Source organism: Nostoc piscinale CENA21 (assembly GCF_001298445.1).
In the GTDB taxonomy this organism is placed as follows: domain Bacteria; phylum Cyanobacteriota; class Cyanobacteriia; order Cyanobacteriales; family Nostocaceae; genus Nostoc_B; species Nostoc_B piscinale_A.
In genome coordinates, this window is sequence record NZ_CP012036.1 from 1,232,738 (window position 1) to 1,247,986 (window position 15,249).

Annotated in this window: 11 protein-coding genes; 6 read left to right on the top strand and 5 right to left on the bottom strand. The window is 41.6% G+C overall.

What is annotated here, in order from left to right:
• Positions 1 to 69: 69 nt before the first annotated feature.
• Together ACX27_RS05510 and metK are read left to right on the top strand one after the other, a co-directional pair.
• Complete coding sequence (locus ACX27_RS05510; RefSeq protein WP_062289463.1) at positions 70 to 3,099, top strand: cation-translocating P-type ATPase; 3,030 nt, start codon at positions 70 to 72, stop codon at positions 3,097 to 3,099.
• 39 nt (positions 3,100 to 3,138) lie between these two features.
• Positions 3,139 to 4,323: a methionine adenosyltransferase gene (gene metK, locus ACX27_RS05515; RefSeq protein ID WP_062289466.1), complete on the top strand. Its 1,185-nt coding sequence runs from the start codon at positions 3,139 to 3,141 to the stop codon at positions 4,321 to 4,323.
• A 133-nt stretch (positions 4,324 to 4,456) separates the two neighbouring features.
• Here the strand turns inward: metK and ACX27_RS05520 are convergent, their stop codons facing one another.
• The 3 genes from ACX27_RS05520 to cofH all read right to left on the bottom strand — a co-directional run bounded on the left by ACX27_RS05520 (position 4,457) and on the right by cofH (position 8,040).
• Positions 4,457 to 5,974 carry a family 10 glycosylhydrolase gene (locus tag ACX27_RS05520; protein WP_062289469.1) on the bottom strand — a complete coding sequence of 506 codons (1,518 nt, stop codon included), beginning with the start codon at positions 5,972 to 5,974 and terminating at the stop codon, positions 4,457 to 4,459.
• A 365-nt stretch (positions 5,975 to 6,339) separates the two neighbouring features.
• Entirely contained in the window at positions 6,340 to 6,735 is a 396-nt protein-coding gene (gene psb27 / locus ACX27_RS05525; RefSeq protein ID WP_062289471.1) for a photosystem II protein Psb27, read from the bottom strand.
• Between the two features lie 171 nt (positions 6,736 to 6,906).
• Positions 6,907 to 8,040: a 7,8-didemethyl-8-hydroxy-5-deazariboflavin synthase subunit CofH gene (gene cofH / locus ACX27_RS05530; RefSeq protein WP_062289474.1), complete on the bottom strand. Its 1,134-nt coding sequence runs from the start codon at positions 8,038 to 8,040 to the stop codon at positions 6,907 to 6,909.
• Positions 8,041 to 8,831: 791 nt separating this feature from the next.
• On the opposite strand from cofH, the gene ACX27_RS05535 reads away from it, so the two are divergent.
• The 3 genes from ACX27_RS05535 to ACX27_RS05545 all read left to right on the top strand — a co-directional run bounded on the left by ACX27_RS05535 (position 8,832) and on the right by ACX27_RS05545 (position 12,337).
• A complete protein-coding gene (locus ACX27_RS05535; RefSeq protein ID WP_062289477.1) occupies positions 8,832 to 10,067 on the top strand; it encodes a glycosyltransferase in 1,236 nt (411 codons plus the stop codon).
• Positions 10,068 to 10,333: 266 nt separating this feature from the next.
• Positions 10,334 to 12,007, top strand: coding sequence for a glycosyltransferase family 39 protein (locus ACX27_RS05540; RefSeq protein ID WP_062298168.1), 1,674 nt, complete (start codon positions 10,334 to 10,336; stop codon positions 12,005 to 12,007).
• Between the two features lie 90 nt (positions 12,008 to 12,097).
• Positions 12,098 to 12,337: a hypothetical protein gene (locus ACX27_RS05545; protein ID WP_062289478.1), complete on the top strand. Its 240-nt coding sequence runs from the start codon at positions 12,098 to 12,100 to the stop codon at positions 12,335 to 12,337.
• 61 nt (positions 12,338 to 12,398) lie between these two features.
• Here ACX27_RS05545 and ACX27_RS05550 read toward each other — a convergent pair whose 3' ends face one another.
• Complete coding sequence (locus tag ACX27_RS05550) at positions 12,399 to 13,001, bottom strand: DUF3318 domain-containing protein (RefSeq protein WP_062289481.1); 603 nt, start codon at positions 12,999 to 13,001, stop codon at positions 12,399 to 12,401.
• A 241-nt stretch (positions 13,002 to 13,242) separates the two neighbouring features.
• Here ACX27_RS05550 and ACX27_RS05555 point away from each other — a divergent pair, with 241 nt between their 5' ends.
• Entirely contained in the window at positions 13,243 to 13,503 is a 261-nt protein-coding gene (locus ACX27_RS05555) for a hypothetical protein (protein ID WP_062289484.1), read from the top strand.
• Positions 13,504 to 13,749: 246 nt separating this feature from the next.
• On the opposite strand, the gene ACX27_RS05560 is transcribed toward ACX27_RS05555, so the two are convergent.
• The gene (locus tag ACX27_RS05560; RefSeq protein ID WP_235526512.1) at positions 13,750 to 15,204 is read right to left on the bottom strand and encodes an amidohydrolase; all 1,455 of its coding nucleotides are present in this window, start codon (positions 15,202 to 15,204) and stop codon (positions 13,750 to 13,752) included.
• Between the last annotated feature and the right edge of the window lie 45 nt (positions 15,205 to 15,249).

Below are 15,249 nucleotides of genomic sequence, written 5' to 3' on the forward strand. Positions count from 1 at the left end.
AATTTCTTTAATGGAGATATATATCAAAATTGCAGTTTTGCAAGAGCAAATACGGGGGCAAAAATTGCAGTGATTCAAGCAGTACATACAAAGGTTAAAGGCAGAGCTAGATATAAAGTAGAAGAACTTCGCAATTCAGCAGCACTCAAAAATTATCTGGAGCGATCGCTATTAAATTATCCAGAAATAAAGTTTGTGAATGCTAATCCTTTAACTAGCAAAATTTTAGTCTATTTTCCTCAAGAAAAAAGCTATAAAGACATAGCGATTATTATCGAAAGTGTTTTATTAACTTACTCAGGTAAGAGTAAGTTACTTCCCACCAAGAAAAAAGATAAAAACTTAAAAACTCACAAACAAAAAGTTAATAATCATCAACCGCAAAATCAAGAAGACTGGTATTTAATCCCGTCCGATAAAGTTGTTCACAAATTAAATACCTCGCCAACATGGGGGTTATCCAGTGAATTAGCCAGTATCAATCTGCATAAATATGGTGCTAATGTCTTGGCACACACAGAAACACGCTCTGATTTAAGCATTATTATTGAACAATTTCAATCTCTACCCGTGGCATTACTAGGTGTAGCGGCGGGGGTATCGATATTCACGGGTGGAGTAATTGACGCGGCGGTAATTTTAGGTGTAGTAATTCTCAATGCTGCCATTGGTTACACCACCGAAAGTCAATCAGAAAAAATCATTCACTCCCTAAAAAATCGAGACCAACCATCAACATGGGTAATTAGAGACGGCAAACAGCGAGAAATCCCCACAGAAAATGTCGTTTTAGGGGATGTTTTAACCCTCAAACCCGGCAGTTATGTAGCCGCAGATGCACGATTAATTGAAGCCGATAACCTGAGTGTTGATGAATCTGCCTTAACAGGTGAAAGTCTCCCTGTCACGAAAATCAATGATTCCCTGATAGGCGATGATATCCCATTAGGCGATCGCTTGAACATGGCCTATAAAGGCACTTTTGTTACAGGTGGTCAAGGGCTGGCTGTTGTAGTCGCCACAGGGCAGAATACCGAAATGGGCAACATCCAACAACTTGTGGGCGAAGCCACCGCAATGGAAACTCCCCTCGCCAAACAATTAGACCAAGTAGGTAGCCAGTTAGTCTTAATCAGTATGGGTATTTGCGGTCTGGTCTTTGGTTTGGGCGTGTGGCGGGGATATGGTTTAGTACAGATGTTGAAATCATCCATATCTCTAGCCGTGGCTGCGGTTCCCGAAGGCTTACCCACCGTGGCGACTACCACCCTCGCCCTTGGTATCCGAGATATGCGCCGTAACCGTGTACTAGTAAGGAGTTTGAGTGCAGTTGAAGCCTTGGGTTCTGTGCAGACAATTTGCATGGATAAAACCGGTACACTGACAGAAAATAAAATGTCAGTCGTCGAAATTCAAAGCAACACCCATAACATTAAAGTTACAGACGGGGAATTTATCACCAAGGAAAAAACCATCAACCCCTACAGCAACGACGAACTATTAAAACTAATTCATGTCTCAGTTCTCTGCAACGAAAGCCAAGTCAGCCGCGAGAGAAATGGTCAGTATGAAGTCATCGGTTCCGCTACAGAAAACGCCTTGATTTATATGGCTATTAGTTCTGGGGTGGATATTATTGACCTGAGAGAAAAATATCCCTTAGTGCAGACAAACTTGCGGTCAGAAAATCGCAACTTGATGAGTACAATTCATCAAACCCACGATGGTAAAGAGTTTATCGCCGTCAAAGGTAGCCCCGCCGAAGTTGTGGAACTGTGCCAAACTTGGGTAAAAAATGGGCAAATTGTAGAATTAACCCCAGCCGATAAAAGTGCGATCGCTATTGAAAATGATCGTATGGCTGGGAAAGCATTACGAGTTTTAGGGATAGCTTATAACCAGATTAACCAGTCACAAACCAACAATAACCATGAAACAGACTTGATTTGGTTAGGTTTAGTCGGAATGGCTGACCCCATTAGGAAAGGTGCAAAAGAACTGATTGGGGACTTCCATCAAGCCGGAATTGCTACTGTGATGATTACCGGAGACCAAAGCCCCACAGCTTATGCGATCGCCAAAGAACTAGAATTAAGTCAAGAACAACAGTTAGAAATTCTCGACTCCAGCAACATCAATAATCTCACCCCCGAAGCCTTAACCGCCCTCAGCGACAAAGTAGATGTCTTTGCCCGCATCAGTCCCAGCAATAAACTGCAAATAGTCCAAGCCTTGCAAGCAGCTGGTAAAGTCGTCGCCATGACAGGCGATGGAATTAACGACGCACCCGCCTTAAAAGCCGCCCAAGTGGGTGTGGCTATGGGTAAAGGTGGTACAGATGTCGCCAGAGAAGTTGCAGATATTGTCCTGGAAGACGACCGCCTCGAAACAATGATTGTCGCCGTCAGTCGGGGAAGGACAATTTACAACAACATCCGCAAATCTGTACATTTCCTCCTCGCCACCAACCTCAGCGAAATCATGGTGATGACAGTAGCCACCGCCGCAGGTATTGGCGAACCCTTAAATGCAATTCAACTACTCTGGCTAAACTTAGTTACCGACATCTTCCCCGGTTTGTCCTTAGCAATGGAAGCCCCAGAACCAGAAGTTTTGAGTCAGCCACCCCGCAACCCCGACGAACCAATCATTAAAAAATCCGACTTTGGGCGAATCGTCTTTGAATCTGCTGGTTTATCTGTCAGTACCTTACTCGCTTACGCCTACGCTATCCGCAGATATGGTTTTAGCCCTCAAGCCAGTACAATTGCCTTTTTCACCCTAACCTCAAGCCAATTGCTGCATACAATTAGCTGTCGTTCCGAACATCACAGCGTATTTAGTAGAGAAAAACTCCCACGCAATGGTTATTTAAATACTGCCATTGTTGGTTCCTTTGCTATTCAAATTTTAGCGATCGCCTTGCCACCTTTGCGAAACCTCTTAAAGATTACCCCAATTAACTTTATCGATACCGCCGTCATTATTGGTAGTGCATTGTGGCCTTTATTATTAAGTGAATCAACAAAATCTATTCCGCCACAAAATCGCTCCTTACCCTCACTTCCTCCAAATAACAATGCAATACATTTAACTTAAACTCTGCGTCCTCTGCGTCTCTGCGGTTCGTAAAATCTTATGAAAAAAGACTTCATGTTCACATCAGAATCAGTCACCGAAGGACATCCTGATAAATTGTGCGATCAAATCAGCGATGCCATAGTAGACAGATTCTTACAACAAGATCCCTACGCCAGAGTCATTACCGAATGTGCCGCATCTACAGGCATATTATTTATTGCTGCCCGATTTGAACCAAATGCCAACGTAGACTTTACCAATATTGCCAGACAAATAATCGAACAAATTGGTTATGAACAAAAACAATTTAATAGTAAAACATGTAGTATTTTGACCAGCTTGCGAGAATTACCAGCCAGTCAAACTCACTTATTTGATGAAAAGAATTTATCTGATGAAGAGATTGAAAAAATTACTGTGACAAATCAAGTTACAGTCTTTGGCTTTGCCTGCAATCAAACCTATACACTTATGCCCTTGCCAATTTGGTTAGCGCATAAATTAGCCAGACAATTAAGTGAAGTCCGACACAAAAATATTCTACCCTATTTAACACCTGATGGTAAAACTCAAGTAGGAGTAGAATACCGCGATCGCCGTCCTTATCGAATCCATAGTATTACCGTCATTGCCAGTCAAAATAAAGCAGGTAAACCAGATTATCAACAATTACAAAATGATATTCAAGAAACAGTGATTAATCCTGTGTTTGAAAATGAAGAAATTCGCCCTGATGCCAAAACCCGAATATTTATTAATCCTGATGGGCCGTTTATTAAAGGCGGGCCAGCAGTGCATTCAGGCTTAACCGGCAGAAAAAATGCCATCGATACTTATGGTGAATATTCTAAACATAGCGGTTCAGCATTAAGTGGTAAAGACCCAATTAGAATTGATAGAATCGGCGCTTACATTGCCCGTTATGCAGCCAAAAATATAGTCGCCGCTAAACTTGCAGATGAATGCGAAGTACAACTCAGTTATTCCATTGGTTTGTCTCGTCCCGTGAGTATTCAAGTAGAAACCTTTGGTACAGGCAAAATTTCGGATGAAGAAATTACTAATTTATTAGAAAAGCATTTTGATTTCCGCTTGGCAGGAATTATTAAACAATTTAATTTAAGACATTTACCCACAATTAATCCAGGCGGTTTTTATCGCCAGCTTGCAGTTTATGGTCATGTAGGAAGAATGGATATAGATTTACCCTGGGAAAAAACAGATAAAGTCGGTGTGTTTTGAGATTAAATAACCGTCATTTGTCACTCTAAGCAGAGGAAAATTCAAAATCAGAGTTAGTCAAGAATATGAAAATTGGGGATGTGAGTCTATAAACACTCTGATTGAAGTTTAGAAAATCCCGGACATAGCGTGATTAACGAAGGCGACAGAATTTGCGATCGCTATCATTTTCTGGGTATTGCCAAGAATAGGCAAAATGGCTAACACCTGCTAATTGTGGTGCATACTTGCGTAGGGCTTGCATTTGGGCTTCTAGGGATGGGCGAGTACTGGTGGATTGTCCCCATGCGCCTGCTAAGGCAGGAATAATTTTTGTCCCCGGTTTGGCAGCACTAATCACCCGTTGCACTTGCTCGGCAATGCAGCTAACATCACTACAAGTTGCATAAGCCATTGCGTGCCATTGCAAGTTACTGGGAAATCTATCCCAAGGTTGCAAGCGGGAATCATAGCCTTGTCCCACCATTTGGTTGCCATCGGGGAAAAACACTACTCCGGCGGGAATGCCTAGCTGCTGTGCTGGGTAACTGGCTAAAGCGACAAAATCTAAGATACCTTGCATAGCATGGGCAACCATTAACTGCCAGAGTTCAACTTGCAAAGTCGGTTGTCTGTCAGTTGCTGGTAACAGTGCTTTTTCCTGTGGTGGTGGAATGCGCCCTTGCCACATCGGTTCCCCTTGTTGGGGATACAGTTTATCAACTTCATCAATATCTCCGGCGGTGACATATCCCTTACTCAAGAACCGCCGCATCAAATCCAACCCTTTAGTATTCAAAGCCCGCCGAAATAAAGCTTCTTGAGTAGCTGGGGTAAATAGCCATAAATCCGTGACTTTTGTGGCAATAGAATCCGTACCGGCTTGTCTGGGATAACGCACATAATCAAATAGCAAACCATCCGGGCGACGGCGTAGTACTTGCTGTACCATCTGGAAGTAATCGCGTTTGGCTTGCATATTGTAGGGATCGATAAATACCTGCGAACCGTTATCTACAACATATAAACTAGTTTGCCCCTTGCCATTACGGGCGATCGCAGATTCTCGATCTGCTCTTTTGGCGTAAGTATAGCCAAAATTGATGGTAAACATCCAGGAATAAACCTTGAGTCCCCTTTCTCGCCCTTTTTGAATCGCTACAGAAAGTAAATCCATCTTTTCCGTCCCTGGAGTCCGGAGTACGGAAGGCCAAGCTGTAGGATTATCAGATGCGGGCAATAATACCTGCCCATCATAAAATGTTTCTATATAGATTTGGTTATAGCCGCGGTTGACCATCCGATCCATAATTTGGTCAATTATCCCTGGTTGAATGTCACAGGGATATAAACGCAACCAAACAGCTTGAATTTTGGGCCAAGTACGATTGCGACATTTTTGTACATCTTGGGCGTGTTGGCGTACTAGCTTTTGATATTGGCTTTGGGCATCGCGATCGCCTTTGAGTGCCAACAAACGTAATTTTTCCTTTGTTTGCGCCGCCGTGGTTGATAACTGACAATCTTGGTTAACTTGTGCTTGTGCTGGTTGGCTGATCAAGTTAGGCAGCAAAAGACTACTACTAAAAACCACAACCCACAAGCGTTGCCATAATAATTTTGCGGAACGGTTAGATATGCCGACAAGGTAGATGTACAAATTCACGGGCATTGAGGATTAAGGTGTATCAATTGTTATAGCAAGAGGTATCAGATGAAAGTATTAGTATTTCTAGCGTTGACGCTGAGAAAATCCTCTTTCATTTAAATACAGCTATTGCATCTAAGAATTACGCTATGACACGAAAAATTAAGGATGTAGGGGTATAGGGGTGTACTTCGACTGCACTCAGTAACTAGGGTTTAGGTATTAACAACCCTTACACCCCTATACCCTTACCCTCTTACACCTAGTCTCAACCGATAATCTTTGTGCGTAAGCCCTAACAGATATAACTTTGTCAAAATAAATAAATCAAGAGTCCAAAGTCATAACTCTGGACTCTTGAATCTGAAAAAATATAACTAAAGGAATAGTTAAGCACCACGCTTCAGTGCAGACTCTACTTGCTGAAACTCCTGTTCTAGACGACTTTTCAGTTTTTGCGGAACTGGACGGTTTGGGTAAGAACTGTAGTGTCCCGCTAGAGAGTTAAGGGCGGTACGCATGGTTGTAAAAGAACTTAAACCAGAAATTGAACCAGCGCGTTGATAGCGGGCTGAGAAATCGTTAATTTTTTGCCGCGCATCTGCTTGAAGTTCTGCTTTATCCGGTGAATCGTCAGTTACTTCTAGGGCTTTTCTTAGGGTACTCACTACAGTCAATGTGTCTTGGCGATAATCCCCTGTTAAGCTATCAGGGCTAGAACAACCGATTAAGCCAATAGCTAAAACTAAAACCAAAGCAAGCAGACGCGACCAATAGCGTTTCATAAGCATTATTTGAAACTACACATAAATCATCGTCCATCCTATCTTGGAATGGTATCTAGGGGATCATGAGAAGCATGAAGGCTACAATCAGCAACAAATTTTATCAAAGAGGTGAGTATTCCAGATTCCGTATGAATTCTGACTCCTGACTCCTGACTTCTGAATTCTTCTTCACACTTTTTGATACAAAGTATCTCTTTGTTGGTAAGGTCTTCCTAAAGATGCGATCGCAGTTTGTAAGGTGTCCACTTCCATACAAGTACCACCCACAGCACCAGCCATTGTGGTGATGTGTTCTTCCATCAATGTGCCACCAATATCGTTACAACCCCAAACTAACGCTTCTGTTGCCCCAGTTAACCCTAACTTTACCCAACTGGGTTGATGGTTAGGAATCCAATTACCTAAGTAAATTCGCGCGACTGCACCTAAAAGTAAAGCATCCGCTAAAACTGGTTGATCACGTCCTACCCGACGGCGTAAAGATTTTGGCGCTTCTTGACCCACAAAGGGTAATAAAATAAATTCTGTAATACGTGCTGCATAGCCTTGATTAATGGCTGTTTGTTGGAGCGATCGCAATTTTTCTAAATGCCCAATTTGTTGTTCTGGGGTTTCGATATGCCCCGATAACATGGTACTGGTGGTAGGTAAACCTAATTTATGGGCTGTGGAGATAATTTCTAACCAAGTCGCTGTGTTAATTTTCTCAGGACACAATACTTTTCGCACTTCATCATCCAACACCTCAGCCGCCGTTCCTGGCATGGAACCAACACCAGCATCCCGCAAAGCTGCGATCACCGTTGCATAATCTAGCCCGTCATTTCTGGCGATAAACTGCACCTCTTGGGGCGAAAAGGCGTGTAAGTGAATTTGAGGAAATTCCTGTTTAATAGTTTCAACTAACTTCAGGTAATAAGGTAAAGATTTCCCGTCAATCTGTGCTTGGGGGTTTAATCCGCCCTGCATACAAATTTCCGTTGCCCCCCGCCGAACTGCATCTTGGGACTTTTCTAAAATTTGCCCCCAGTCTAACCAATACGCACCAACATCATCGCTATCTCGGCGGAAAGCACAAAAACTACAATGCTGTTCGCAAATGTTAGTAAAATTAATATTACGGTTAATTACGTAAGTAATAGTGTCGCCTACCTGATTGTAGCGGAGTCGATCAGCTGTGTGACGAATTGCCGCGATCGCTTCTTGTTCAGTCTGCCTTAACAACAATACTCCCTCTTGAGGAGATAAATCGTATCCCATTAAGGCACGCTCAAGAATGTTTGTAACAGAAGTGTTGATCACAATTAATAACTAAAAATGTATTGTTTTTAGTAAACCCTGGCTGTTTTTTAATCCTATAACTTTTATCAAAACAAAATTCAGGGGTCAGAAGTCAGAATTCAGTAGGGTAATTCGGTACAACATTTCGGCAGACTCCGTGTATCGTTGGCGGCATCGCTCCTGAATTCTTCTTTACTGCTCTTATCTAGCGAAGATATAGGGCTTTGTCTAGGAATTTTCATTTATACATTATAAATCTAAGATTTATTACTTAAGAAAATTTGCTAATCGTAAAAATACTTATTAAAAAATATTTGATGTTTTTTAATAGAAAATTCAGTAGTTATACGGAAACGATTTATTCGTGATTCAGATAAACTCTATTAGCTCCTGAGTTATTACCTACTTATTTTTACATAGTAGTACTAATTCTGTAATTACCTAATTATTGCACCTACTTGTTAGGTGCATTTGTTTTATAAGTGATCTGACTTATATGATGTTCGGCAACAAACTCATCATTAAAATCGCAGGGGGCAAGAAGTGCTTATGACAGGAAATTTCAGCGCCCCTTTGCAACTTACTACCATCCAAGGTGAGAAACTCAAACCCATCGGTGGAAAGAGGGAACAAACAAACTTATCCTGTTGCCTGTTCCTGGCGATGTTTTGAGCTTGTCAAAGGGTTTCCTCTCCGGCAGGGAGTTGAGCTAATTTCCTGTTATGGGTAAACTTGGGGATAAATAAATTATGTAAAGAAACATAAAATAGGTTAGCATTCTGATTTTCTCTTCCCCTCCGAAATTTAGCTTTATGAGAAACAGCCCAAGCAATACATTATTATCAGTGCCATCTGGCGGTTTGCAGATTTCAGAATTTCCACCTCCCCAGCTCATAACAGATAAAACAAAAATTTATTTTTCGCTGATCATTCCTACTTATAAAGAACGTGAAAACATCGTTAGGCTCGTCAAAGTACTGAGTGAACTGCTAGAGGAAGTGATTCCCGATGATTATGAGTTAATTGTGGTAGATGATGATAGTCCCGATCGCACTTGGGAAGTCGCGCAATCAATGATGGCAGAATATCCCAATTTGCGGGTGATGCGTCGCCAACAAGAACGGGGATTATCTTCAGCAGTTATTCGGGGTTGGCAAGTTGCGAGGGGAAGTGTGTTAGGAGTGATTGATGGGGATTTGCAACATCCGCCAGAAGTATTGGCACAGTTGTTACGCAGTATTGAACAAGGTGCAGACTTGGCTGTTGCTAGTCGTCATATAGACGGTGGTGGGGTAAGCCGTTGGAGTGCGGTAAGACGTTTTTTATCTCGTGGCGCTCAAGTTTTGGGTTTGATTTTCTTACCAGGGGTATTAGGGAGAGTTTCTGACCCGATGAGTGGTTATTTTATGGTGCGTCGCCGTTGTATTGCAGGGGTGACACTTAATCCCGTAGGCTACAAAATTCTCTTAGAAGTAATTGCTAGGGGAAATGTAGCAGAAATCGCGGAGGTGGGTTATGTATTCTGTGAGCGCAAACAAGGTGAAAGCAAAGTTACCTGGAAGCAATATGTAGAATACTTGCATCACTTATTGCGTTTACGGCTGACTACAACACAAGTGGGACAAAAATTTTCTTTTCCTATTGGTCGATTTCTCCGCTTTGGCTTGGTAGGGCTAAGTGGTGTATTTGTAGATATGGCAATACTTTATTTACTGAGTGACCCATCGACCTTAGCTTTACCGTTGACACGCAGTAAAATCATTGCGGGTGAAATTGCCATTTTCAACAATTTTTTGTGGAATGATGCTTGGACATTTGCCGATGTGGCGATGCAGCAGCAAGAATGGCATCATCGTGCAAAGAGGTTTTTGAAATTTAATTTGGTGTGCTTGGCGGGGTTGTTAATCAATGTTTTGGTGTTAAATTTAGTGTTTAATTTTGTGATTCCCAATCGTTATATTGCTAATTTGATTGCGATCGCAGTTGCGACTATCTGGAATTTTTGGGTGAATTTAAAACTGAGTTGGCGCGTAACTGATGTGAAATGAGGGAGTTCGTTGTTTGAGGGGAAGGGAGATAAAAAAGGCAAGGGGGACACGGGAGACAAGGAAGACAAGGGGGATATAAGTGTTATTGATTTCTTTTTTGGATGACCCTAAATGAACTTAAATTTACAAATCAAGTCAAAATAGCAAAGAGTTGACTTGTAAATGGCGCGGCTATGAAAGTTTTGTTTTGGAGTGCATCGAAGTTTTATCAAAATGCGATCCTGTTGTTATCTACCTTTGCTAACCGCCGCGTTACCCCACAAACCATGTCGGGACATTGGCATTTTGTGACTAATAGTCGCTGGTTTCATCCTTTGCTGTTACTGCTGTGGTTGATTATCGGTCTGGGTTTGCGGTTAACTAATTTAACAGCCAAGCCACCTTGGACTGATGAATTTTCGACTTTAGTGTTTAGCTTGGGGAATAGTTTTTTACCAGTACCCTTAGACCAAGCGATCGCACCTGATATTTTATTACAACCATTGCAACCCCAAGCAAGTGATACTATCCAAGATGTTTGGACGCACTTGAGCCACGAAACTAATCATCCGCCACTATATTTTTTCTTGGCTCATTGGTGGATGCAGTTATTTCCCACACAACAAGGTCTAGTTTCATTATGGGGGGCGCGATCGCTCGCCGCAATCTTTGGTGCGATATCTATTCCCGCTATTTATGGTTTAGGATGGCTAACTTTTCGCTCTCGCTTGATTGCACATATCGCTGCTGCCATTATGGCGGTATCACCCTACGCAATTTTTTTGGCACAAGAAGCACGTCATTACACTTTAGCAATTTTGTGGGTAATTGCATCTTTGGCTTGCTTCATTATCGCTACACGCCACATTCAAAATCGGACACCGTTACCCATCACTACAGCACTAGCTTGGGTAGTAATTAACGCTTTCGGAATTGCGACACATTACTTTTTTGTTCTTACCCTTGGTAGTGAAGCTTTAGTATTACTTTTCCTCGGTTGGCGACAACGTAATTTTATCTCTCCACCTTGGCGGCGAATTTATGCGGTTGCTGCTGGGACTGCTGTTTCAGGCATAGTTTGGCTACCCATATTTTTAGAGAATAACTATGGTGATAAATTAACCGATTGGATACAACAACCGCGTCAAGGATTTGAATGGCTAAACCCATTCTTTCAAGCCTTTGCTGCTTGGGTGACAATGCTATTTTTATTACCAATTGAATCCCCACAACTAGCAATTATTTTAATTTCTGGTTTAGTAATGTTGATTTTCTTTATTTGGTTTTTACCAATATTGATTCGGGGCATCAAAGTGCAATTACAACAACCAGAAACTCAGGTGATTTGGGGAATTATTTTAGCTGCGATCGCTTTATTTTTTGTCTTCACTTATTTCCTGGGAATTGATTTAACTAGAGGCGCACGTTATAACTTTGTTTACTTTCCGGCTGTCATACTTTTACTCGGAGCCAGTTTAGCAGTTCGTTGGCAAACTCAGCACAACAATTATAAAATCACAGGTCAACAAGCCCTAGCTATAATTTGGCTAATGGGGTTTTGTAGTGCCGTCACTGTAATTTGTAATTTGGGATATCAAAAATACTATCGTCCTGATTTATTTTTACAACTCATCAGACAAACATCTCAAGTTCCGGCAGTAATTGCCACTACTCAAATTACTCATGTCCAAATAGGTGAAATGATGGGTGTTGCCAGAGAATGGAAAATTCAAAATCAACCCTCACCATCACTACAGTTTATTCTTGCTCATCAAGACCAAGACCCAAATAAATCTACAAACACCCTCAATAATATTTTAAAAACCTTACCAAAACCTTTTGATTTGTGGTTAGTAAATTTCCATGCACCCATAGCAGCAGAAACCGAAAAATGTATTGCTGAAACTAAATCTTTACCAGCAGTCAACGGCTATGAATACAAGATTTATCATTGTGAATAGTCAACTAAAATACCATACAAACTCAAGCAAAGCTGGCAAGTCACTGTTACAATACGACCAATTCACTCAATTAAACGAGACACACAGCTTATGATTACTCAAATGATGGTTCAACCCTCATTCTGGGTAGAATCTGGAATCAAACTCAGTCAAATTAGAAACGTATATTTATTTAAATTCGCTGAAGAATTACAGTCTCGACTCGAAGAGTTGTCCGAGAAGAAAAAAGCCGGATTGCTAACTTCAGAGGAAGATGCTGAATTGGCTGGTATATTAGAACTTGATAGAATTTTTACTTTGCTCAATGCCAAAATCATTTCTGAATCATGACAGTCAGTGATGCCAACAAAAAATTAGTCAGAGAAAGAGCTAAATTTCTTTGTGAATTTTTTTAATTGTAAGTTTCAGGAATACCCACAGGTGATAAACCAGCGATCGCTCGCAAATTTTGACAACGAATTAACTCGGTAAAATTTAACCCAGAACGTTTTTCTATTTTTGCCATTGCTTCAATAGCAGATAGTAAAAATTGAGCCGCTTCTGTTTCTGAATAACCCCGACGTTGGGCGATTTTAATAGCTGCTTTATCTGCATTTAACTCTGATTCTGATGATTTATTGCTGCGCCAAATGCGGAAAGCTGCGATCGCACTTAATCCCACAGCCACACCCACACCCACAGCATCCGACTGTGAGGATTCAATTAATCCTGCCAACAATCCCAGCAGCACTACACCTTGATAAATATCCGGTTTAAACCATCTCACCCCACTCAACCAACTCACTTTCTGCAACAGCAATAAATCCCGTTGTGGCTTGGTTAAACGTCCCCACAAATCAAAATTAATACATATCGGTCTATACTGTTGCCAAGGTAAGGGAAAAGTAGCATCAATTACCTGTGCCTGTTCTGGTTTACTGACGATTTTAATTGTCATTCTCCCAGAAGCCGGCATCACATCTAATAATCGGCGAATTTCAGCATTCTGTTCCATTTTTGTGATTTTTGTAAGAAATACAGGCAAAATAATGCTTAGAATCACCTCTTAATTTTCTATTAGTCCGCGCAGGCGGACTTTGTTTTCATAGCCGCGAATTCCATTCGTCGGGGCTTAAGGTGACTTTAGACAAATTAAGAGTTGTAAAAAAACAGACGAATTTAGCAAAATACCCGATAAACAGATATATATTAATTCGGGCTGATATGCTGCCTACTGAGATTAAATTTTAAATTACATGGACGCTTTTGCTCCCATCCCACCTGAATGGACATCTAAGGCAGTTCACGCCTATGAATTTTGCTGTCCTACCTGCCGTTCTAGTAGTTTAGAAGCATTACAGGTTTGGATCAATCGGCGATCGCCTGTATTCTCAGAAGAACATCGCCGCAAATGGCAAGAGTTTTATCAATGCCATTGTGGTTGTGTATGGTGGGCTTGGAGTAGCGACAGACCGCCATCAGATTTAGTCAAACCAGAAGATAATTTTAATTTGTGAAAATCGTGCTTAACTCTGATTTGTCACTATAAAGAACGTAAAAAACCTAAGTCAAATTCGTGGACGAATATTGCCAGTAAGATAAAAAGCTATTTTCAGCAGTTTGTTTATAGTTAGAGGCGTGTTCGATATCAGGCGAACACGCCATCTTGATTTACCAATTAAAAAACCCACACCACCGAATCAATATACAAAGATATGGGTTTTCAAATGATAAGGAACAATTCTGTTTAGTAATAACAGTAGTTAATTCGATGGTCGTAACTCGGCTTGAATTTGCTCACCAATTCTGATCGCTTCACGCCGAATTTGCTCAGTATTAACTGTGAATACCCTACGCTCAGACATCAGAACCTGACCATCTACAATCACAGTATCAACATCTTGGGCTTTCGCTGCATAAACGAGATGGGAAATAACATCGTAAAGAGGAGTCAAGTGTGCAGATGTGAGGTCTACTTGAATTAAATCTGCTTGAAGCCCTACCTTAATTGCACCAATTTTATCTGCCAAACCAAGAGCTTCTGCACCTCCCAAGGTTGCCATCCGTAAAACTGTCTTGGCAGGTAAAGTAGTGGGGTCAAGGGTTTTGCCTTTATGGATAAGGGCAGTAAGACGAATTGCTTCCCACATATCCAAATCATTATTGGATGCAGCACCATCCGTACCCAGCCCAACCTGAATTCCCGCCTGCACCATTGCTGGAACTGGTGCAAAGCCAGAAGCCAACTTCAAATTAGAGTCAGGATTATGAATCACGCCAACACCGCGTTTTGCCATCAGCTCAATTTCACTTTCATTAGGCCAGACTACATGGGCAGCAAAAACGCGCGATTCCAGAAAACTGAGATTTTCTAGATGTTGTACTGGGGTGGCATTATAGCGTTGTTGGATGTCTTGGACTTCGGTTTGTGTCTCTGCCAAATGAATAGTCAAAGGCACATCATATTGACGTGCTGCCTGTATAGCCTGTGTTAGATGTTCTGGCGAGACAGTATAAGGGGCGTGGGGAGCGAGGGCAGGGATAATTCGTGGGTTACGTCCTTTCCAGCGTTTCACGAAATCCACAGCCGCAGCAAACGCATCATCCCAACCACGAAAACCAGGGCTAGGGAAATCTATAGATGAAGGTGCAATTACAGCCCGCAGTCCACATCTCTCAACTACTCTAGCTGCAACATCCGGTTTGAAGTACATATCAACAAACGTCGTAGTACCACCACTAATCATTTCCCAACAAGCCAGTGTCTCGCCAACACGGATGAAATTTTCGTTAACGAACTGTCCTTCTGCGGGAAATATATAATTTTGTAGCCAATCTTGTAAGCTTAAATCATCCGCTAAACCGCGAAACAAAACCATTGCGGTATGAGAGTGACCGTTTACCAGTCCTGGCATCAGTACTTTACCTTCACCTGGTAATCTCTTAGAGGCTCTGTAAGCTGCCAAAATTTTATCTTGTGTATCTACGGCAACAATTTTGCCGTTGTTGATGGCTACCGCTCCATTTTTAATTACGGGTTGTGCATCATTCATGGTGACAACAAAATCACCGCCAACAATCATTTCTACTTGCTGTCTGTGTTGATTGCCCCAACGATAATTATATTGGGCAAGGGCTACTTGACCTGTAAAGGCAATAAACACTGTACAGACAAATAAGATAAGTAGTCTGTAGTATTTTGGAAACTGGCGTTTCACTCTATATCTTCCTTACTAATTTTTGTTCGTCGTGGGAAAATAGGT

Bases quoted from the DNA above. Each gene is read 5' to 3' on its own strand.
- ACX27_RS05545 (WP_062289478.1), top strand. From the start codon at position 12,098: ATGATTACTCAAATGATGGTTCAACCCTCATTCTGGGTAGAATCTGGA.
- ACX27_RS05555 (WP_062289484.1), top strand. From the start codon at position 13,243: ATGGACGCTTTTGCTCCCATCCCACCTGAATGGACATCTAAGGCAGTT.
- metK (WP_062289466.1), top strand. From the start codon at position 3,139: ATGAAAAAAGACTTCATGTTCACATCAGAATCAGTCACCGAAGGACAT.
- psb27 (WP_062289471.1), bottom strand. From the start codon at position 6,735: ATGAAACGCTATTGGTCGCGTCTGCTTGCTTTGGTTTTAGTTTTAGCT.
- ACX27_RS05520 (WP_062289469.1), bottom strand. From the start codon at position 5,974: ATGCCCGTGAATTTGTACATCTACCTTGTCGGCATATCTAACCGTTCC.
- ACX27_RS05535 (WP_062289477.1), top strand. From the start codon at position 8,832: ATGAGAAACAGCCCAAGCAATACATTATTATCAGTGCCATCTGGCGGT.
- ACX27_RS05540 (WP_062298168.1), top strand. From the start codon at position 10,334: ATGTCGGGACATTGGCATTTTGTGACTAATAGTCGCTGGTTTCATCCT.
- ACX27_RS05550 (WP_062289481.1), bottom strand. From the start codon at position 13,001: ATGGAACAGAATGCTGAAATTCGCCGATTATTAGATGTGATGCCGGCT.